The 17,536-nt window shown below is 73.5% G+C and carries 16 protein-coding genes and 1 other RNA gene; 8 read left to right on the top strand and 9 right to left on the bottom strand.

The window, feature by feature from the left end; genetic code table 11:
- Window positions 1-29: 29 nt before the first annotated feature.
- From bagM to AB0M39_RS03040, 3 genes are all read left to right on the top strand, one after another.
- Entirely contained in the window at window positions 30-677 is a 648-nt protein-coding gene (bagM, locus tag AB0M39_RS03050; RefSeq protein ID WP_365359490.1) for a bagremycin/ferroverdin biosynthesis UbiX family decarboxylase BagM/FevK, read from the top strand.
- Window positions 674-2,179 carry a bagremycin/ferroverdin biosynthesis UbiD family decarboxylase BagN/FevL gene (gene bagN / locus AB0M39_RS03045; RefSeq protein WP_365359488.1) on the top strand — a complete coding sequence of 502 codons (1,506 nt, stop codon included), beginning with the start codon at window positions 674-676 and terminating at the stop codon, window positions 2,177-2,179. Before bagM ends, bagN begins: the two co-directional genes overlap by 4 nt.
- Before the next feature lie 185 nt (window positions 2,180-2,364).
- The gene (locus AB0M39_RS03040; RefSeq protein WP_365359486.1) at window positions 2,365-3,450 is read left to right on the top strand and encodes a prephenate dehydrogenase; all 1,086 of its coding nucleotides are present in this window, start codon (window positions 2,365-2,367) and stop codon (window positions 3,448-3,450) included.
- 132 nt (window positions 3,451-3,582) lie between these two features.
- Here the strand turns inward: AB0M39_RS03040 and rnpB are convergent.
- Together rnpB and AB0M39_RS03030 are read right to left on the bottom strand one after the other, a co-directional pair.
- Window positions 3,583-3,995, bottom strand: an RNA gene (gene rnpB, locus AB0M39_RS03035) — RNase P RNA component class A.
- Window positions 3,996-4,013: 18 nt separating this feature from the next.
- Window positions 4,014-4,541, bottom strand: coding sequence for a helix-turn-helix domain-containing protein (locus tag AB0M39_RS03030; RefSeq protein ID WP_365359484.1), 528 nt, complete (start codon window positions 4,539-4,541; stop codon window positions 4,014-4,016).
- A 180-nt stretch (window positions 4,542-4,721) separates the two neighbouring features.
- Between AB0M39_RS03030 and AB0M39_RS03025 the strand changes: the two genes are divergently transcribed.
- A complete protein-coding gene (locus tag AB0M39_RS03025; protein ID WP_365359482.1) occupies window positions 4,722-5,495 on the top strand; it encodes a MerR family transcriptional regulator in 774 nt (257 codons plus the stop codon).
- The gene (locus AB0M39_RS03020) at window positions 5,492-6,136 is read left to right on the top strand and encodes a hypothetical protein (RefSeq protein ID WP_365359480.1); all 645 of its coding nucleotides are present in this window, start codon (window positions 5,492-5,494) and stop codon (window positions 6,134-6,136) included. Before AB0M39_RS03025 ends, AB0M39_RS03020 begins: the two co-directional genes overlap by 4 nt.
- A 40-nt stretch (window positions 6,137-6,176) precedes the next feature.
- On the opposite strand, the gene AB0M39_RS03015 is transcribed toward AB0M39_RS03020, so the two are convergent.
- Window positions 6,177-7,616, bottom strand: coding sequence for an RNB domain-containing ribonuclease (locus AB0M39_RS03015; RefSeq protein WP_365359478.1), 1,440 nt, complete (start codon window positions 7,614-7,616; stop codon window positions 6,177-6,179).
- A 94-nt stretch (window positions 7,617-7,710) separates the two neighbouring features.
- Here AB0M39_RS03015 and yaaA point away from each other — a divergent pair, with 94 nt between their 5' ends.
- Together yaaA and eda are read left to right on the top strand one after the other, a co-directional pair.
- Entirely contained in the window at window positions 7,711-8,493 is a 783-nt protein-coding gene (gene yaaA / locus AB0M39_RS03010; RefSeq protein ID WP_365359476.1) for a peroxide stress protein YaaA, read from the top strand.
- A 152-nt stretch (window positions 8,494-8,645) separates the two neighbouring features.
- The gene (gene eda, locus AB0M39_RS03005) at window positions 8,646-9,278 is read left to right on the top strand and encodes a bifunctional 4-hydroxy-2-oxoglutarate aldolase/2-dehydro-3-deoxy-phosphogluconate aldolase (protein ID WP_365359474.1); all 633 of its coding nucleotides are present in this window, start codon (window positions 8,646-8,648) and stop codon (window positions 9,276-9,278) included.
- Between the two features lie 103 nt (window positions 9,279-9,381).
- Here eda and AB0M39_RS03000 read toward each other — a convergent pair whose 3' ends face one another.
- The 4 genes from AB0M39_RS03000 to AB0M39_RS02985 all read right to left on the bottom strand — a co-directional run bounded on the left by AB0M39_RS03000 (window position 9,382) and on the right by AB0M39_RS02985 (window position 13,179).
- Window positions 9,382-10,269 (bottom strand): GNAT family N-acetyltransferase, encoded by an 888-nt coding sequence (locus AB0M39_RS03000; RefSeq protein ID WP_365359472.1) that lies wholly within the window; start codon window positions 10,267-10,269, stop codon window positions 9,382-9,384.
- Window positions 10,270-10,370: 101 nt separating this feature from the next.
- On the bottom strand, window positions 10,371-11,621 hold the full coding sequence (locus tag AB0M39_RS02995; RefSeq protein ID WP_365359470.1) for a bifunctional RNase H/acid phosphatase: 1,251 nt from the start codon (window positions 11,619-11,621) through the stop codon (window positions 10,371-10,373).
- The gene (locus AB0M39_RS02990; RefSeq protein ID WP_365359765.1) at window positions 11,621-12,364 is read right to left on the bottom strand and encodes a C4-type zinc ribbon domain-containing protein; all 744 of its coding nucleotides are present in this window, start codon (window positions 12,362-12,364) and stop codon (window positions 11,621-11,623) included. Before AB0M39_RS02990 ends, AB0M39_RS02995 begins: the two co-directional genes overlap by 1 nt.
- Complete coding sequence (locus tag AB0M39_RS02985) at window positions 12,361-13,179, bottom strand: Nif3-like dinuclear metal center hexameric protein (protein WP_365359468.1); 819 nt, start codon at window positions 13,177-13,179, stop codon at window positions 12,361-12,363. Before AB0M39_RS02985 ends, AB0M39_RS02990 begins: the two co-directional genes overlap by 4 nt.
- 478 nt (window positions 13,180-13,657) lie before the next feature.
- On the opposite strand from AB0M39_RS02985, the gene AB0M39_RS02980 reads away from it, so the two are divergent.
- On the top strand, window positions 13,658-14,773 hold the full coding sequence (locus AB0M39_RS02980; protein WP_365359466.1) for a hypothetical protein: 1,116 nt from the start codon (window positions 13,658-13,660) through the stop codon (window positions 14,771-14,773).
- Window positions 14,774-15,428: 655 nt separating this feature from the next.
- Here AB0M39_RS02980 and AB0M39_RS02975 read toward each other — a convergent pair.
- Entirely contained in the window at window positions 15,429-16,370 is a 942-nt protein-coding gene (locus tag AB0M39_RS02975; protein ID WP_365359464.1) for a 3-oxoacyl-ACP reductase, read from the bottom strand.
- Between the two features lie 81 nt (window positions 16,371-16,451).
- Window positions 16,452-17,528, bottom strand: coding sequence for a Zn-dependent alcohol dehydrogenase (locus AB0M39_RS02970; RefSeq protein WP_365359462.1), 1,077 nt, complete (start codon window positions 17,526-17,528; stop codon window positions 16,452-16,454).
- Between the last annotated feature and the right edge of the window lie 8 nt (window positions 17,529-17,536).

The raw sequence follows: 17,536 nt of genomic DNA, 5'->3' as shown, positions 1-17,536 counted from the left end.
TCCGTACACGGAAGATTGCGGGAGGCAGGATGCGGCTGATCGTGGGAATGACCGGCGCCACCGGAGCGGTGCTGGGCGTGCGGCTGCTCACCGAGTTGCGCAAGAACGCGCAGGTCGAGACGCACTTGGTGCTCAGCCGCTGGGCGCGCGTCACGGTGGAGCTGGAGACCGGCCTGAGCGCCCGCGAGGTGGCCGCGCTGGCCGACGTCGCCTACTCGCCCGACGATCAGGGGGCGGCGATCTCCTCCGGCTCGTTCCCCGTCGACGGCATGGTGATCGTCCCGTGCAGCATGAAGACGCTGGCCGGCATCCGGGCCGGGTACGCCGAGGGGCTGATGGGCCGCGCCGCCGACGTGACGCTCAAGGAGCGGCGCCGCATGGTGCTGGTGCCGCGGGAGACCCCGCTCAGCGAGATCCATCTGGCGAACATGCTGGAGCTCTCCCGCATGGGCGTCTCGATCGTGCCTCCCATGCCCGCCTTCTACAACCGGCCGGAGTCGGTCGACGACATCGTCGACCACATCGTCGTACGAGTCCTCGACCAGTTCGGGCTCGAGGTCGCCGGCGCCCGGCGCTGGGACGGCTTTCCGCGGCCGCCGCAGCGGCGGGCGGCCCTCGCGGCCGACGTCCCCGCGTTACGCCACAACGGAGCGAAGCAGAGGAGCACCCGTCCATGACCAGCCCCACGACCGACCCCGCGACCAGGCCGGCTATCCGGTTCGGCGAGCTGCGCGGCTACCTCGACGCGCTGGAGGCCCTCGGCGACCTCCGCCGCGTCACGCGGCCGGTGAGCGCGGACCTGGAGGCCGCAGCGATCAGCCGTCTCTCCTGCGAACGGCAGTCGCCCGCCCCGCTGTTCGAGAATGTGGAGGGCGTCGCGCCGGGCTTCCGGCTGCTCGGGGCGCCCGCCGCGCTCAGCGCCGCCCCCGGCAAGCCGCTGGCCCGGGTCGCCCTGTCCGTCGGACTGCCCGCCGAGACCACCGCGGCCGAACTGGTCGACCACCTGGCCCGCACCCGCGACGCGCAGCCCGTGCCCCCTCGGCCGGTCGCGCGCGAGGACGCGCCCTGCAAGCAGAACGTGCTGCTGGGCGACGACGCCACCCTCGACCGCTTCCCGGTGCCCCGCGTCCACGAGTTCGACGGCGGCCCCTACGCCAACACCTGGGGGATCATCGTCGCCAGGACGCCGGACGGCCGGTGGACCAACTGGTCCATCGCCCGCATCATGCTGATCGACGGCAGGCACATGACCGGCCTGGTGATACCGGCGCAGCACATCGGCATGATCTGGCAGGAGTGGGTGAAGATCGGCGAGCCGATGCCGTACGCGCTCGTGCAGGGCGGCGACCCGGCCATCCCCTTCGTCGGGGGCGTTCCGCTGCCTCCGGGGGTCGACGAGGCCGGCTACATCGGGGCGCTGCACGGCGAGCCGGTCGACGTCGTGCGGTGCGAGACGGTGGACCTGGAGGTGCCCGCGGGCGCGGAGATCGTCGTCGAGGGGCACCTGTCCGTCGGCCGCGACGCGCGGGAGGGGCCGTTCGGCGAGTTCGCCGGATACGGCTCCACCGAGACGTCGATGCAGCCGGTGTACACGGTCGAGGCCATCACCCATCGCGACGATCCGATCTGGCCGCTGGTGGCCGAGGGCCGGCCGGTGGACGAGTTCCACACCGTGACGGGCGTCGGCCAGGCGGCCGAGGTCCTGGCGGAGCTGCGCGCCGCCGGACTTCCGGTCACCACCGCCTGGTCGCCGCTGCGCGCGGCCTCGCACTGGATGGTGGTCACCGTCCCGCCCGACTGGCGGGAGCAGCTGCCCGACGTCGACTCGGCCGAGCTCACGCACCGGATCGGCAAGGTGCTCTCCGAGTCCCACTCGGGTCGTGCCACGGCCGCCACCTTCGTCCTGGACGACGACATCGACCCGGCCGACGACACCGACCTGCTCTGGGCGCTGGCCACCCGGATCCACCCCCTGGACCGGGCGGACGCGTGGTACGGCTTCGTCCACCCGCTGCTGAACTGCTACACGCACGACGAGCGCGCCGCCCAGTCCGGCCCGATCGTCTTCCACGACGGGCTGCTGCCCGCCCCGGGCGAGGGCCGGCTCCCGCACAGTTCCTTCGCCCAGGCGTATCCGGAGCGGATCCGGCGCCGGGTTCTCGAGCACTGGGACGACTGACGCTCCACGCGGACGGGGCGGACCCCGGCGCGCGCGCCAACGGACAACGGCCCGCCGCCCGGACCGACGCGGTCTTGGCGAAGGGCCCTGCGAATCTGGATGGAGCACGTGAACACTGAGCAGCAGCACGAAGGGCTCGTGGCCCTCTTCCGCGGCACGGCAGCCCGGCCCGAGGACGGCGTCCGATGAGGACCGCCCTGGTCATAGGAGCCGGGCTGATCGGCACGTCCGTGGCCCTGACGCTCGCCGGGTGCGGCGTCACCGTCTATCTGGCCGACCACGACCCGGACCAGGCCCGGACGGCGGTGGCCCTCGGCGCCGGCAGCGACGAGCCGCCGCCCGGCCGCGTCGACCTCGCGCTCGTGGCCGTGCCGCCCGCGCACACCGCCTCCGTGCTGGCCGAGGCCATGCGCGCGGGTGTGGCGCGCGGGTATGTCGACGTCGCCAGCGTCAAGGGCGGGCCCCGGCGCGAGCTGGAGGATCTGGGCCTCGACCTCTGCTCGTACATCGGCATGCATCCGATGGCGGGCAAGGAGAGTTCGGGCCCGCTCGCGGCGAGCGCCGATCTCTTCGAGGGCCGGCCCTGGGTGCTCACCCCGATGCCGGACACCGACACCGAGGTGCTGAACCTCGCCCTCGAACTGGTCGCGCTCTGCCGCGCCGTGCCCGTGATCATGGACGCCGCCGCCCACGACCGGGCCGTCGCCCTTGTCTCGCACACCCCCCAGCTCATCTCCTCGATGGTCGCCGCACGGCTGGAGTCCGCGGACGAGACGGTGGTGCGCCTGTGCGGCCAGGGCATCCGCGACGTCACCCGGATCGCCGCCTCCGACCCCCTGATGTGGATCGAGATCCTCTCCGCCAACCCGGGCCCCGTCGCCGAGGTGCTTGCGGGGGTGGCGGCCGACCTGGAGGAGACAGTCGAATCGCTGCGAGCCCTGCAGTCCGCCGACGAGGCCAAGCGGCGCGGCGGCGCGGCGGGCATCGAGGACGTCCTGCGCCGGGGCAACGCGGGCCGGGTGCGGGTGCCGGGCAAGCACGGCGAGGCGCCCGCCTCCTATGAGACGGTGGCCGTCCTCATCAGCGACCAACCGGGCGAGCTGGCGCGGATCTTCGCGGACGCCGGACGGGCGGGGGTCAACATCGAGGACGTGCGCATCGACCACGCGACCGGCCAGCAGGCGGGCCTGGTACAGCTCATGGTGGCCCCCGCGGCGGCTCCCGCCCTGAGCACGGCCCTCAGCGAACGCGGCTGGTCGATCCGCCGCTGACGGGGCGGACGGGGCGGAGGCGGCGGACGGCGCCGCCGCCGCGCGGGCGTGCGGGAGCCCGCGGCCACCCTCAGCTGGGCCATGAAAGTGGCCCCTGACCAGCACATTTGGCTGATCATGGGCCTTGAGCGGCAGACGAGTCGGGCTGTACGCCGGGTTCTGTCGCTCGGTCGCCTCGCGGCGGCCGAGGAGACGGCCATCCATCTAGGACCGGCGTTGCCGCCGGTCTCGTGCGGTCTACCCGCGGACTCGGGCGGGCAGCCCTCGAACGTCCGCGCAGGGCCCCCTGTTACAGCGGCCCCTCTTGACCTTGCTCCAAGTGGGGTTTACCTAGCCGCCTGGGTCACCCCAGGCGCTGGTGGTCTCTTACACCACCGTTTCACCCTTACCGAGGCCCGTACGAGTACGGTCCCCGGCGGTCTGTTCTCTGTGGCACTGTCCCGCGGGTCACCCCGGGTGGGCGTTACCCACCACCTTGCCCTGTGGAGCCCGGACGTTCCTCGGGGAGATCCAGAAGATCTCCACGCGGCCGTCCGCCCGGCTCGTCTGCCGTGGCGACCATGCTACCTGGCGTGGGCGGACACGAACGCCCTGGAACCGGTCGCCCAGGCCGCCGCCAGGTCCGCCCCCGGCGGGAAGCGGCCGTTCAGTTCGAGGATCGCCATGCCGTGGGCGAAGGCCCAGGCCGCGCGGGCCGCGTCCGGGTCGCCGCCGACGACGCGGAAGAGAGGGGCCGCGGCCCGTTCCTCGACGCCCTCCGGCAGGGCCGCGCGGTCGAGCGGGCGGTCGGTGGCCAGGCGGTAGAGGTGGGGGTGTGCCAGCGCGTGGGCGCGGTAGGCGGCGGCGAGGGCGGCGAAGGAGCCGGGGGCCTCGGCCTCGGCCGCCTCCAGCACGTCGGCGGTCTCGCTCAGGGCCTGGGCGATCAGGGCGGTCTCGACGGAGGACTTGTCGGGGAAGTGCTTGTAGAGGGACGGGGCCTTGATGCCGACCCGCTCGGCGAGCCGGCGCATGGTGAGGGCGTCGGGGCCCTCCTCTTCGAGCAGTTCGCGGGCCGCGGCGATGATCTGCTGCGCACGGGTGGGGTCGACCACGCTGGAAGCCTTCCTTGGAGCGGAGTCCCTAGCCGAAGGAGCCGAAGGCGCGATCGTACGAGATGCGGGCCGGCGGGGTTGCAGCGCGGGCCGGCACACGGCTGACGATGCCGGCCGTCAGGGTCCGGCCCGTCGGAGTCTCCTTGACCTTGCCGCAGCGTCAGGGTTTCTACTGAGGCCATGAGGATCGGAGAGATCGCCGCACTCGCCGGCGTCACCCCCCGCACCGTCCGCCACTACCACCACCTCGGCCTGCTGCCCGAGCCCGAACGACTGCCCAACGGCTACCGCGACTACGGCCTCCAGCACGCCGTCGCCCTCGCCCGCGTCCGCCGGCTGACCGAGCTCGGGCTGGGCCTCGCCGAGGTGCGCGACGTGCTCGCCGACGACGCCGGGCGCGAGCTGGCCGAGGTGCTGGCCGAGCTCGACGACGACCTGGCACGGCAGCAGGCCGCCATCGCCGAGCGGCGCGCCCGGCTCGGCGAGCTCATCGAGCAGGCGCGCCAGGGGCGGCTGCCGGCCGAGGGACCCGTCTCGCCCGAGCTCGCCGGGCTCCTCGGGGCGCTCACCCCGAGCGACTCCCCGATGGCCGCCAAGGACCGGTCCCATCTGGCGCTGCTGGACACCGTGGTGGAGCCCGAGGACCGGGCGAAGCTCTTCTCGGCGCTCCAGCCGCTGGCCGAGGACCCCGAGTTCTCCCGTCGCGTACAGGGGCTGTACGAGCGCCTCGACGACCTCGCCGACGCGGATCCCGAGGACCCTCGGGTCGAGCCGCTGGGCGACGCCCTCGCCGCGTGCATGCCGCAGGAGCTGCTGGAGCTGATGGGCGACGGGGCGCAGGGGGCGGACAGCGCGTTCGGCGAGGCGTTCCTCGCCGACTTCGAGCCCGCGCAGGCGGCGGTGGTCCGCCGGATGCTCCAGTCCCTCACGGCGCGTGCGAGGGGGCTGAAGTGACGCGGACGCTGAACGTCGCCCGTCGGCTCCTCGTGCACGAGCTGCGCGCCGCGCACAGCCTCGCGCTATGGATGCTGCGGCGTCGCCACGGAGTGGGGGCGGGCGCGCTCGCGGTCGCGTACACCGGGCCGCAGACCGCGATGATGTGGGGCTTCGTCTTCGTGTCGGTCATCGAGACCATAGCGCTCGCGGTGCTGATCCCCTGGCCGCTGGCGCACGCGATCACCCTGGTCGTCGACGTCTATGGCGTGCTGCTTCTCGTCGCGATGCAGGCGGCCTGTGTGACGCGGCCTCATGTGGTCGGCGCGGACGGCTCGCTGCGGATTCGCTATGGCGCGCTGTTCGATCTGCGGATACGGCCCGAGGACATCGTGCACGCGCGCGTGGACCGCCGTTTCCCCGACGGGAGGCTCATACAGGCGCGCGAGGACGGCTCGCTGGATCTGATCGTCGCGGGGCAGACGACGGTGGCCGTGGAGCTGGCCGGGCCGGTGACGTACGTACGGCCGCTGGGCAGGACCGGCAGCGCGCACACGATCCGCTTCCACGCCGACGACCCCAAGGCACTGGTCGCCGCCCTCGCCCAGGCGCGCCTCGCACGGGAGCGGGAGTGGCAGGAGCGGGACGAGCCGGTCGCGTAGGGCCGGTCCTCGAAGTCGCGCCCTCCTCACGACCGCCCCCTCACGCGGGAGCGAACAGCACCCTCCCCCGCGCCGGGTCGGCCTGCGTGAGCCGGACCCTCAGCCGCTCCCCCAGCGGCAGTCGGCCGTCCTCGCTCTCGATCCTGGCCACGACCGCCGGCTCCTCCAGCTGGACCGTGCCGACCGTCGGCTCGTTCTCCTTCACGTCCACCACGACGGCGTCGAAGACCTCCCCGACCCGCTCCCTGAGCAGCGCCGCCTCGACGACGTCGACGCACCCGCGCTCCACCGCGTTGGCCCGGCGGGACCCCTCCGCCATCTCCTTGGGCAGCGCCTCCAGCGCGGCCGAGACCCACTCGGGCGGCTCCCGCCCGGCGACCGCGGCCACGCACAGCTCCCCCGCGTACCGGTCGACGAGCCGCCGCAGCGGCGCCGTGCAGTGCGTGTACTCGTCCGCCACCGCGCCGTGCACCGCCGGCGAGGGGATCTCCCCGCCGGCGAAGACGGTGTACCCGGCGCCCCGCAGCAGCGTCGTGCACTCCTGGAGGAACGCGGCATGGCGGGCGTCGCGCGGGTCGAGGGAGCGGACGACCTCCGCGTACGAGACGTGGTGCGGCCACTCGATCCGCAGCGCCTTCGCCGACCGCCGCAGCCGCGCCACGGCCCCGTCCGGCGCGGTGGGCAGGGTGCGCAGGACGCCGACTCCGGCCGCGATCATGATGTCGGCCGCGGACATGCCGGTGAGCAGGGAGATCTGGGCGTTCCAGCCGTCGGCGGGGAGCGGGGCGCGGTACTCCAGGAAGTACGCGCCGTCCCGCTGGACGATCTCCTGCTCGGGGACGTTGAGCGAGATCCCGCCGCGCTCGATCTCGCGCTGCTCGCGCAGCACCCCGATGACCTTGAGCAGCGCCACCGGCTCCTCCGCGGCGCCCGCGTCGATCTGGCGCTGCACTCCTTCGTAGTCCAGCTTGGCCCGGCTGCGCACCAGCGCCCTGCGTACGTCGACGTCGACCGTGCGGCCCTCCGCGTCCAGGTCGATACGCCACAGCAGCGCGGGCGCGGTCTGGTCGGGCAGCAGGCTGGCCGCGCCCTCGGAGAGCACCGGCGGATGCAGCGGAACCCTCTCGTCCGGGAAGTAGAGCGTCTGCACCCGCCGGTGCGCCTCGACGTCGAGCGCACCGCCGGGGGCGACGAAGGCGGCCACGTCGGCGATGGCGTAGTGCACCCGGAAGCCGCTGCCCCTGCGGGCGAGGTGCATCGCCTGGTCGAGGTCGACGGAGGTCGGCGGGTCGAGGGTGAAGAACGGGATGTCCGTGGCGTCGTGGTCGGGCAGCCGAGGGGCCCGCGCGGCGGACTCCGCCTCCGCGAGGACGGCGGGCGGGAAGGCGCCCGGGACGTCGAGCGTCGTACGCAGCTCACGCAGGGCGGCCCGCAGCGGCGCCTCGGCGGCGCCGGTCACATGGATATGGCGGCGTGGCATGGACCGAGCGTATGGCGGGGGCGTGGCCTTGGCACCCCGTACGCTGGCGCGGGGGCCGCACCCCCCGCGCCGTACGTTACGAAGGAGAACCGCCGTGCTCGTGCTGTTGCCGCCCTCCGAAGGAAAGGCCTCTTCGGGGCGCGGGGCGCCGCTGAAGCCGGAGTCGCTGTCGCTGCCGGGGCTCGCGGACGCCCGCGCCGCGGTGCTGGAGGAGCTGGTCGAGCTGTGCGCGGCCGACGAGCAGAAGGCGCAGGAGGTGCTCGGGCTGAGCGACGGCCTGCGCGGCGAGATCGCGAAGAACCTCGAGCTGCGGACCGCGGGCGCGCGGCCGGCCGGGGAGGTCTACACGGGCGTGCTGTACGACGCGCTGGGCCTCGCGACGCTGGAGGCGGACGCCCGGCGGCGGGCGCGGCAGTCGCTGCTGGTCTTCTCCGGGCTGTGGGGCGCGGTGCGGGTGAGCGACCGGATCCCCTCCTACCGCTGCTCGATGGGCGTGAGGCTGCCGGGGCTCGGGGCGCTGGGGACGCACTGGCGGGGCCCGATGGCGTCGGTCATGCCGGAGGCGGCGGGCGACGGTCTGGTGCTGGACCTGCGCTCGGCGGCGTACGCGGCGGCGTGGAAGCCGAAGGGCGAGGTGGCCGGGCGCACGGCGACGGTACGGGTGCTGCACGCTCCGACCCGGAAGGTCGTCAGCCACTTCAACAAGGCGACGAAGGGCCGTCTGGTGCGGGACCTGCTGACGACGGGCGCCAAGCCGGCGGGCCCCGCGGAGCTGGTGGAGACGCTGCGCGAGCTGGGGTACACGGTGGAGGCACAGGCTCCGGAGAAGGCGGGGAAGCCGTGGTCGCTGGATGTGCTGGTGACGCAGATCCACTAGGCGACCCGCAAGACCGCTCCACTGGGCCATCCGCAAGAGCGCTCCACTGGCGATCCGCCAGACCGCTCCATTGGGCGACCCGTAGGACCACTCCCGTTGCACCCTCTGCAACGTTCGTTGCGGCGGCTAAACCCCTTGGGCAGGATGGCCGTATGACCTCCATGCCCTCTGTCCTGGATCTCGCGCCCGTCGTCCCCGTGGTCGTCGTCGAGGACGCCGCGAACGCCGTGCCGCTCGCTCGGGCCCTGGTCGCGGGCGGGCTCCCGGTCATCGAGGTGACGCTGCGGACGCCGAGCGCTCTCGAGGCCATCCAGGCGATCGCCGACGAGGTGCCGGACGCCGTGGTCGGCGCCGGCACGGTGCTCTCGGCGGAGAGCGTTGACGAGTCCGTGGCGGCCGGTGCGCGGTTCCTGGTGAGCCCCGGGTGGACGGACGGGCTGCTGGAGGCCATGAAGGCCGCGGGCGTGCCCTTCCTGCCCGGGGTGTCGACGACGTCGGAGGTCGTGGCGCTGCTGGAGCGCGGGGTGCGCGAGATGAAGTTCTTCCCGGCGGAGGCGGCCGGCGGCACGGTGTACCTCCAGTCCCTCGCGGGGCCGCTGCCCCAGGCGAGGTTCTGCCCGACCGGCGGCATCTCGCTCGCCTCCGCGCCCTCCTATCTCGCGCTGCGGAACGTCGGCTGCGTGGGCGGGACGTGGATGCTGCCGGCGGACGCGGTCGCGGCCAAGGACTGGGCGCGCGTGGAGCGGCTGGCGGATCAGGCGGCGCGGCTCAGGCCCCGCCTGTGACCGCCGGGCCTGTGACCTCCGCGCCTGCGACCTTCCCGCCGCCCACGGACTCCGGCTCGGCGCACTGCTCGCCGTCGCCAGAGCCGTAGCCCTAGCCCTAGCCCTAGCCGTCGGCGTCCGCGTCGGCGGCCGGGTCCGCGTCGGTGTGGAACTCCAGGTCCACGTAGTCCCTCAACGGCCGGTAGCCCAGGCGCTGGTACAGGGCGTTGCTGGTGGGGTTGGCCAAGTCCGTGAAGAGCAGCACCTGTTCGGCGCCGGCGTCCAGGGCGTCGCGGCTGACGGCGGCGGTGACCGCGCCCGCGTATCCGCGTCCGCGCAGCTCGTACGGGGTGTAGACGGGCGAGACCCTCGACTGCCCGGCGATCAGTGGCGAACGGGAGGCCAGGGAGACCGGCCGCCCGTCCGTCTCCCAGAGGAAGAGGCAGCCGTCGTCGACGCGGCGTACGGCGTTGTCGGTCTGGTCGGCGCCTCGGGTGTCGCCGACGTCCGCGGCGAACGCCTTCAGCCAGTCGGCCGCGAGAGGCACGTCGTCCCGCGTGGCCCGGCGGGCGGCGCCGCCAGGGGCGGGGTGCGGGGGCGCCAGCGTGCCGAGGCGGAAGAGCCGCAGCCGCGTCTCGACGCGCCACCGGCCCTGGCCCGCCCAAGCGTCGGCGAAGGCCTGGCACACGCCGTCCTCCCCCTTCACCCCGGAGACGGGCGGTCCGGCGGTACGCAGCTCGCCCGCCAGCTCGCGGGCGAGGTCCGGGTGCATGGGCCCCAGGAGAGGAGCCTGCGGAGGCGTCTGGAGGAACACGCCCTCGACGGGCCCGCCTTCCCGCTCCTGCCACCACCCGAATCTGGCCGGCGCCTCGCCCCCGTAGGCGTACGGCCCGTGCTTGCGCAGGGTCTCGGCGATGGTGAGCAGGGCGGTGCAGCGGGCGGGGTCGCGCGTGAGGTGCGGGCGGGCGGTCGCGAGGAAGGACGCGAGGTCTGCGGTGAGGTGCCAGGGCATGGGCGATGGTCCAACGGGCGGGGCGGGCGGCGCACCTCGTTTTCGGGCCGTGCGCGCCCCCCGCCCTCCTCCGACTGGCTACGGATCTACGGATCTACGGACTAGCCCCGCAGATACGAGGTGTCGTTCAGCAGTCGCAGCGACGCGTTGCCGTCGCCGTAGTACGCCACCACCGACAGCGACGCGGCCGACAGCTCCATCCGGAACAAGGACTCCGGCGGCGCGCCCAGCGCCAGGCGGACCAGGGTCTTGACCGGGGTGACGTGGGTGACCAGGAGGACCGTGCGGCCCGCGTAGCGGGCGAGCAGCTTGTCCCGGGTCGCCGCGACGCGGCGGGCGACCGTCGCGAAGCTCTCCCCGCCGCCCGACGGGGCGACCTTCGGAGAGTCGAGCCAGGCCGTCAGGTCGTCGGGGTAGCGCTCGCGGACCTCCCCGAAGGTCAGGCCCTCCCATGCGCCGAAGTCCGCCTCGCGCAGGCCTTCCTCAATGCGGACGTCCAGGTTCAGACGGGCCGCCACGGCCTCCGCCGTCTCGCGGCAGCGCTTGAGCGGCGAGCTGACGATCTCCTCGATCGTGCCGCGCGCCGCCAGGGACGCGGCGACCGCCTCCGCCTGACGGCGGCCGATCGCCGACAGCTCGGGGTCGGTTCCGCCGCTGCCGGAGAATCGCTTCTCCGGGGTCAGCGCCGTCTCGCCGTGCCGCAGCAGCACGAATGTGGCCGGCGGGCCCATGTCGGCGGACGCGCCCCACCCCGCTGACGACGTCTCGGAGGACATCACCGGCTGGGCGTCGGACGACTCCTCGGGCCCGGTCGTACGGCCGCCGCCCGCCAGCGCCGCACGGGCCTTCGCCGCGCCCGCGGCCGCGTCGCCGACCACCCGCGCCGCCTCGGCGTCGCGCGCGTCGAGGTCGGCCGTGGAGCGCGAGGGCTCCCACTGCCTGCCCTTCTTGCCCGCGTCCATCGCCTCGTTGGCCAGCCGGTCCGCGTGCTTGTTCTTCTCGCGCGGGATCCACTCGTACGTCACCTGGGCGGGCGGGAAGACCCGGGCGGCCTCGGCCGCCAGCGGCTTCATGTCCGGGTGCTTGATCTTCCAGCGGCCCGACATCTGCTCGACGACGAGCTTGGAGTCCATCCGGACCCGGACCGACGCCTCGGGGTCGAGCGCCTTCGCGGCCTTCAGGCCGGCGATCAGGCCCTTGTACTCGGCGACGTTGTTGGTCGCCACGCCGATGTACTCGGCCGCCTCCGCGAGCGTCTCCCCCGTCCGGGCGTCCGACACGGCCGCGCCGTACCCCGCCGGACCCGGGTTCCCCCGGGAGCCGCCGTCGGCCTCGACGACGAACTCCCGCATTACAGACCCGACTCGGAGGTGCGGACCAGAATGCGGCGGCAGTTCTCGCAGCGCAGCACCGTGTCCGGGGAGGCCGCCTTGACCTCGTTGACCTCGGTGATGTTGAGCTCCAGCTGGCAGCCCTCGCAGCGCCGCTGGAAGAGACGGGCGGCGCCCACCCCGCCCTGCTGGACGCGCAGCTTCTCGTACAGCTTGAGCAGGTCCGCGGGGACGGAGCCGGCCACGACCTCGCGCTCCTTGGCCGCCGAAGCCGCATCGGCGTCGAGGGCCTCCTGCGCCGTGTCCCGGCGCGCGGTCGCGTCGTCGACCTTGGCCTGGACGGAGGAGACGCGGTCGGTCAGCTCGGCGACACGTTCCTGCGCGGACTCACGGCGCTCCATGACCTCCAGGACGACGTCCTCGAGGTCGCCCTGGCGCTTGGCGAGGGAGGTGATCTCCTTCTGGAGGTTCTCCAGGTCCTTCGGGGAGGAGACCGCCCCGGAGTCCAGCCGCTGCTGGTCGCGGACGGCGCGCTGGCGCACCTGGTCGACGTCCTGCTCCGCCTTGGTCTGCTCGCGGGCGGTGTCGCTCTCCTCCGTCTGCGCGGCAACCAGCAGGTCGCGCAGCTGCGTGAGGTCCTTCGAGAGCGACTCGATCTCGGCGTGCTCGGGCAGCGACTTCCGCTTGTGGGCGAGCTGCGACAGGCGTACGTCCAGGGCCTGGACGTCGAGAAGTCGGATCTGGTCGGCGGGCGCGGCGTTCAGTTGGGGGCTCCATTGGAAGAGTGGTGGGATGACCAGGGGTCGGTGACCGTCTTCGAGACATGGACCCGCAGGCCCCAGCCATGGCGGTCGGAGATCTCGTCGAGCTGGGTCGCCGCCAGCTCGCACCAGGGCCACTCGGTGGCCCAGTGCGCGGCGTCGACCAGGCCGAGCGGCGACTGCTGCGCGGCCTCCGACGCGGGGTGGTGGCGCAGGTCGGCGGTGAGGAAGGCGTCCACGCCGGACGCTCGCACGGCGTCGAAGAGGCTGTCGCCCGAGCCGCCGCTGACGGCGACCGTGCGCACGAGCGCGTCGAGGTCGCCGGCGACCCGGACGCCCTGCGCGGTGGCGGGCAGCCGCTTGGCGGCGCGCGCCGCGAACTCGCGCAGCGTCTCGGGGCGGTCGAGCTCGCAGACGCGGCCCAGTCCGTTCTCGGGCACGAGCGGGCCGACGACCCTCAGGTCGAGCGCGCCCGCGAGGGCGTCCGAGACGCCTGGGTCGGCGGTGTCGGCGTTGGTGTGCGCGACGTGCAGCGCGATGTCGTTCTTGATCAGGGTGTGCACGACCCGGCCCTTGAAGTGGCCGGCGGCGACCGTCGTCGTACCGCGCAGATAGAGCGGATGGTGGGTGACGATCAGGTCCGCGCCCAGCTCGACCGCCTCGTCGACGATCTGCTGGACGGGGTCGACGGCGAACAGGACACGGCCGACCTCGGCGCCGGGGTCTCCGCAGACCGTGCCGACGGCGTCCCACTCCTCGGCCCGCTCGGGGGGCCACAGGGCGTCGAGCGCGGCGATGACTTCAGACAGACGGGGCACGGAGCAAAGGCTACCTGGCCTCCGCGCCCCTGCGTCCTGGCCCGGTGGCCCGACTGTCTCCCGATGCCTTCCGACCCCGCCGGACCCGGTGGGAGCCGGGGGACCCGGGGACCCAGGGGGACCCCCGGGGGGACGCTCCCGCCCGCCGCTCGACGGGGTTCACGACCGGGTTCGCGACTGGGTTCGCGACCGGGTTCCTGGCGCTCAGGCTCAGCGGGAACGGGCCGGGCGCCGCGTCCGTGCGTGTGGCCGCGATCTTGGGCACCGCACCGGCGACTCCTTGCCGCCCTGCGCGACAACCTTCTGATCCACATAACTTAGGGGCGCCTCACCGCAGGCTCCGCCTCCCCGTCGAGCACAACCGCCTCCTCCCTCTCAGGCGAACCGCCGGTTGGCCACCCTTATGTGTGAAGACGCGGTTCACGTGTTGTTCGGCAGGAAGTGCGAACCTAGCTTCGTCGCCGGAGGTGACGAGCCGATGACAGTCTGTGCCATCGAAGCCGCCGCGGAAGACAGGGCGGAGGACGACGTCGTGGGAAGTTCGGGATTCACGATCTCCGCGGACGGCGCCTATGCGGCGCGGCTGGCGGGGGACGGTGAGGCTCTGTTCCCGGAACGGTGGACGCTGGACGGGCCGGAGCCCTACGCCGTGCCGCTGCCGCTCGGGCAGCCGGAGGAGCGGGACGCCGAGGTGCTGCCGTTCGTCGACGGGCGGGTGCTGATCCGGCGGCGGGTGGCGGGGCGGCACGCCTTCTCGCTGCTCTATCCGACCGGGCCGCAGACGGGCGAACTGTCGCTCGGCGGGATCGAGTCGGCCGAGCTGACGATGCTTCCGCCGTCGCCGGACGGGGTGAGCGCGTACGCCCTGACGCCCGGCCACGCGTCCACGGGCGTCTGGCTGGTGGCGGGCGGATCGTTCGGCCCCGAGCACGTCGCCGAGGTGCCGGGGCGGTGCTCGGGCGGGGTCTGGCTGGACGGCACGGGACGGATGCTCTCGCTGGACCAGCAGCTGGACGGCGGCCCGGTGAAGGCGGTGGCGGTCGATCTGGAGCGGGGCGGGGAGGTCTCGCCGCTGCTCCAGATCACCGAGGACAGCGACGACCGGCTGCTGCTCGCGGACCTCGACAGCGGTCTGCTGCTCGTACGGTCGAACGCGCCCGGCCACGACCGGCTCGGCTGGGGCGTGCTGGGCAGCCTGCTGCCCGTCCGCTTCCCCGACTGCCTGCGGCTCGCGGACTGCGCGGTGACGCCGTTCGCCGTGCAGCCCGGCCAGGTGCTGATGCCGGAGAACTGCGCGGTGGCGCTGCGGATCGACGGGGCCGCGGGAAGCTGGCTGGGCGTCTGGCGGCCCTCCGGCCGGAGGCTGCATCAGCTGCCCGCGCCCGAGGGCTGGTTGGCGGGAGCGGGGCTGTGGAGCAGGGAGGGCGTGCTGCGCCTGCCGTACGCGACGAGCGCGGCGCCGTGCGGGGTGGCGCTGGTCGACGGGCCGGAGGACGTGTGCGCGCCGAATGTGATCACGCAGCCGTCACAAGTCGCTTGCAAGCCGGTTCCCTTGCAGCAGGCCCCGCTCACTGGGCGTACAAGCCCTGGTTAAATGCGTCGGGCAGCGAAAACGATCACGACAGGATGAACTTCTCTCATGTCTGAAGCCCTCACCGACACGACTCAGACGCGCCCGCAGGAGGCGGCCGCGGAAGGGACGGAAGCAAGCGGCGCGGGGAAACACCGGGGGACCGCGGCGTCGGAGGACACTGCGGCGCCCGTGCACGGCCGCCACCGCCGCCCCGGGGACGACGGCGGGGCCTGACCCGCGGGCCGCCTCGACCGGTCGCCCCGATCGCCGAACGAGCGACCCATGCCCGTCCGGCGATCGACGACATGGGGGGGCGTAGGGGCCGGGGGCCCCGTGGGCGGTACGGGCGGCGGGCCCCGCAGGCGGTACTGGCGACGCGTCCAGCTGGCCGTACCGGCGAGAACCCCCGCCGTACAGGCGACGAGCCGCAGGCCAAACCGGCCACGCACACCCAGCCGTACAGGCGTCACACCCGAAGGCCCCTACCGGCGAGAACCCCCGCCGTACAGGCGACCAGCCGCAGGCCAAACCGGCCACGCATCACCAGCCGTACAGGCATCGCACCCCGTGCCCGTCAGGCGTCGCATCCCGCAGGCCGAGCAGGCGACGCACCCCAGCGCAGCCACCCTCAGCCACCCCCAGCCCGCCGCCCCGCCCCTCCCCCACCCCGCGTGCGCTACCCCCGCTTCAGTCCCAGCACCTCCGCCGCCGCGAACGTCTCGTTCGGCGGTCTGGTCGCGAAGTGCCCGGAGAGCAGGCCGTCCAGCTCCTCGTAGCTGAAGGCCTCCTTCGCGGTGTCGAACTTCGCGGCCACCCTCGGCCGGTCCACGATCGCCACCATCCCGCCGTGCACCACCATCAGCTGCCCGTTGATCCGCCCCGCCGCCGGCGAGGCCAGGTAGCCGACCAGCGGCGAGACGTGCTCCGGGGCGAGCGCGTCGAGCTCGCCGGCCGCGGGCTCCGCGAAGCCCGCGAAGACGTCCTCGGTCATACGGGTCCGAGCCCGCGGGCAGATCGCGTTCGCCGTGACGCCGTACTTCGCCATCGCCAGCGCCGTGGACGTGGTGAGGCCCACGATGCCGCCCTTGGCCGCCGCGTAGTTCGGCTGGCCGGCCGAGCCAGCCAGGAACGCCTCCGACGAGGTGTTGACGATGCGTCCGTAGACCGGCCCGCCCGTCGCCTTGGAGCGTTCGCGCCAGTGGACGGAGGCGAAGTGGGTGGTGTTGAAGTGGCCCTTGAGGTGGACCCGGATCACCGAGTCCCACTCGCTCTCGCTCATCGAGAAGACCATCCGGTCGCGCAGGATGCCCGCGTTGTTGACCAGGATGTCGAGCTTTCCGTACGTGCCGACCGCCAGGTCCACCAAGGCGCGGGCCGCCGCGAAGTCCGAGACGTCGCCGAGGTGGGCCACCGCCGCTCCACCCGCCGCGACGATCTCGGCGGCGACCTCCTGCGCGGGCGCCGCGGACGCCTCGCCGGAGCCGTCGCGGCCCGGCTGCCCGTAGTCGTTGACGACGACGGAGGCGCCGAGCCGGGCGAGTTCGAGCGCCTCGGCCCGCCCGAGGCCCCGGCCGGCGCCCGTGACGATCGCGCTCAGGCCCTCAAGGGGGAGTGACATACAGGTCCTCCAGGTCCTCTCAGCTCAGTTCTGCTCACTCAATTCAGCTCAGGTCAGTTCAGGTCAGGTCACCCGGCCGGTTCAGATCTCGATGCAGGTGCGCAGCGCCACGCCCGTGCGCATCTGGTCCAGCGCCTCGTTGATCTCGGCGAGCGGTACGCGGTGGGTGATCAGGGACTCCAGGTCGATCCGCCCGGCCCGCCACAGCGCGATGGCCCGTTCGTACGAGGCGAGCACGTCCCCGCCGCCGTACATCGACGGCAGGATCCGCTTCTCGTCGAAGAACAGCTCGAACATGTTGAGCTGGAGGAAGTCGTCCATCGCGCCCGCGCCGACGATGCACAGCGTGCCGCCGCGCCGGGTCGTCTCGTACGCCGTCCGCGCGGTCGCCGACTTGCCGACGACCTCGAAGACGTAGTCGAAGCCCTCGCCCGCGGTGACGCGCTGCTTCGCGTCGGCGAGCTCGTCGGGCGAGACGGCCTCCGTGGCGCCGAAGCTCAGCGCCGCCTCGCGGCGCGAGGCGACCGGGTCGACGGCGACGATCTGGGCGGCGCCCTTGAGCCGCGCGCCCTGGATCGCGGAGATGCCGACGCCGCCGCAGCCGATGACGGCGACCGACGAGCCGGCGGTCACGTCGGCGGTGTTGATCGCCGCGCCGAGCCCGGTGGTCACACCGCAGCCGATGAGCGCGGCGATGTCGAAGGGCACGTCGTCCGGAATCGGCACGGCGCAGCCCGCGTCGACGACGACCTCCTCGGCGAAGGTCCCGGTCCCGGCGAAGCCGAAGAGGTCGCCGCCGGGGCGCTTGAAGTTGGGGGTGCCCGCGTTCATGAAGCCGGCCAGACAGAGCTGAGTCTGGCCGCGCTTGCAGGCGGGGCAGCTGCCGCACGCGGGCAGCCAGCACAGCAGCACCCGGTCGCCCTGCGACAGACCGGCGACGCCGTCGCCGACGTCGAGGATCTCGCCCGCGCCCTCGTGGCCCGGGATGAAGGGAGCGGGCTGCGGGAGCACGCCGTTCATCGCGGAGACGTCCGAGTGGCACAGCCCGGTGGCCCGGACGCGGATCTTGACCTTGCCGGGGCCGAAGCCCACCGCCTCGACGTCGTCGAGTACTTCGAGCTTGTCCTGGCCTATCTCGTGCAGTACGGCTGCGCGCATGGTGCGGC

This window comes from Streptomyces sp. NPDC051907 (genome assembly GCF_040681075.1).
Taxonomy (GTDB): Bacteria; Actinomycetota; Actinomycetes; order Streptomycetales; family Streptomycetaceae; genus Streptomyces.
The sequence above is the reverse complement of the archived record's forward strand: the minus strand, read 5'-3'. Positions and strand labels throughout refer to the sequence as shown.

Bases quoted from the DNA above. Each gene is read 5' to 3' on its own strand.
- bagN (WP_365359488.1), top strand. From the start codon at position 674: ATGACCAGCCCCACGACCGACCCCGCGACCAGGCCGGCTATCCGGTTC.
- AB0M39_RS02970 (WP_365359462.1), bottom strand. From the start codon at position 17,528: ATGCGCGCAGCCGTACTGCACGAGATAGGCCAGGACAAGCTCGAAGTA.
- AB0M39_RS03025 (WP_365359482.1), top strand. From the start codon at position 4,722: ATGAGGATCGGAGAGATCGCCGCACTCGCCGGCGTCACCCCCCGCACC.
- AB0M39_RS03000 (WP_365359472.1), bottom strand. From the start codon at position 10,269: ATGCCCTGGCACCTCACCGCAGACCTCGCGTCCTTCCTCGCGACCGCC.
- AB0M39_RS03040 (WP_365359486.1), top strand. From the start codon at position 2,365: ATGAGGACCGCCCTGGTCATAGGAGCCGGGCTGATCGGCACGTCCGTG.
- AB0M39_RS03015 (WP_365359478.1), bottom strand. From the start codon at position 7,616: ATGCCACGCCGCCATATCCATGTGACCGGCGCCGCCGAGGCGCCGCTG.
- AB0M39_RS02995 (WP_365359470.1), bottom strand. From the start codon at position 11,621: ATGCGGGAGTTCGTCGTCGAGGCCGACGGCGGCTCCCGGGGGAACCCG.
- eda (WP_365359474.1), top strand. From the start codon at position 8,646: ATGACCTCCATGCCCTCTGTCCTGGATCTCGCGCCCGTCGTCCCCGTG.
- AB0M39_RS02980 (WP_365359466.1), top strand. From the start codon at position 13,658: ATGACAGTCTGTGCCATCGAAGCCGCCGCGGAAGACAGGGCGGAGGAC.
- bagM (WP_365359490.1), top strand. From the start codon at position 30: ATGCGGCTGATCGTGGGAATGACCGGCGCCACCGGAGCGGTGCTGGGC.
- AB0M39_RS02975 (WP_365359464.1), bottom strand. From the start codon at position 16,370: ATGTCACTCCCCCTTGAGGGCCTGAGCGCGATCGTCACGGGCGCCGGC.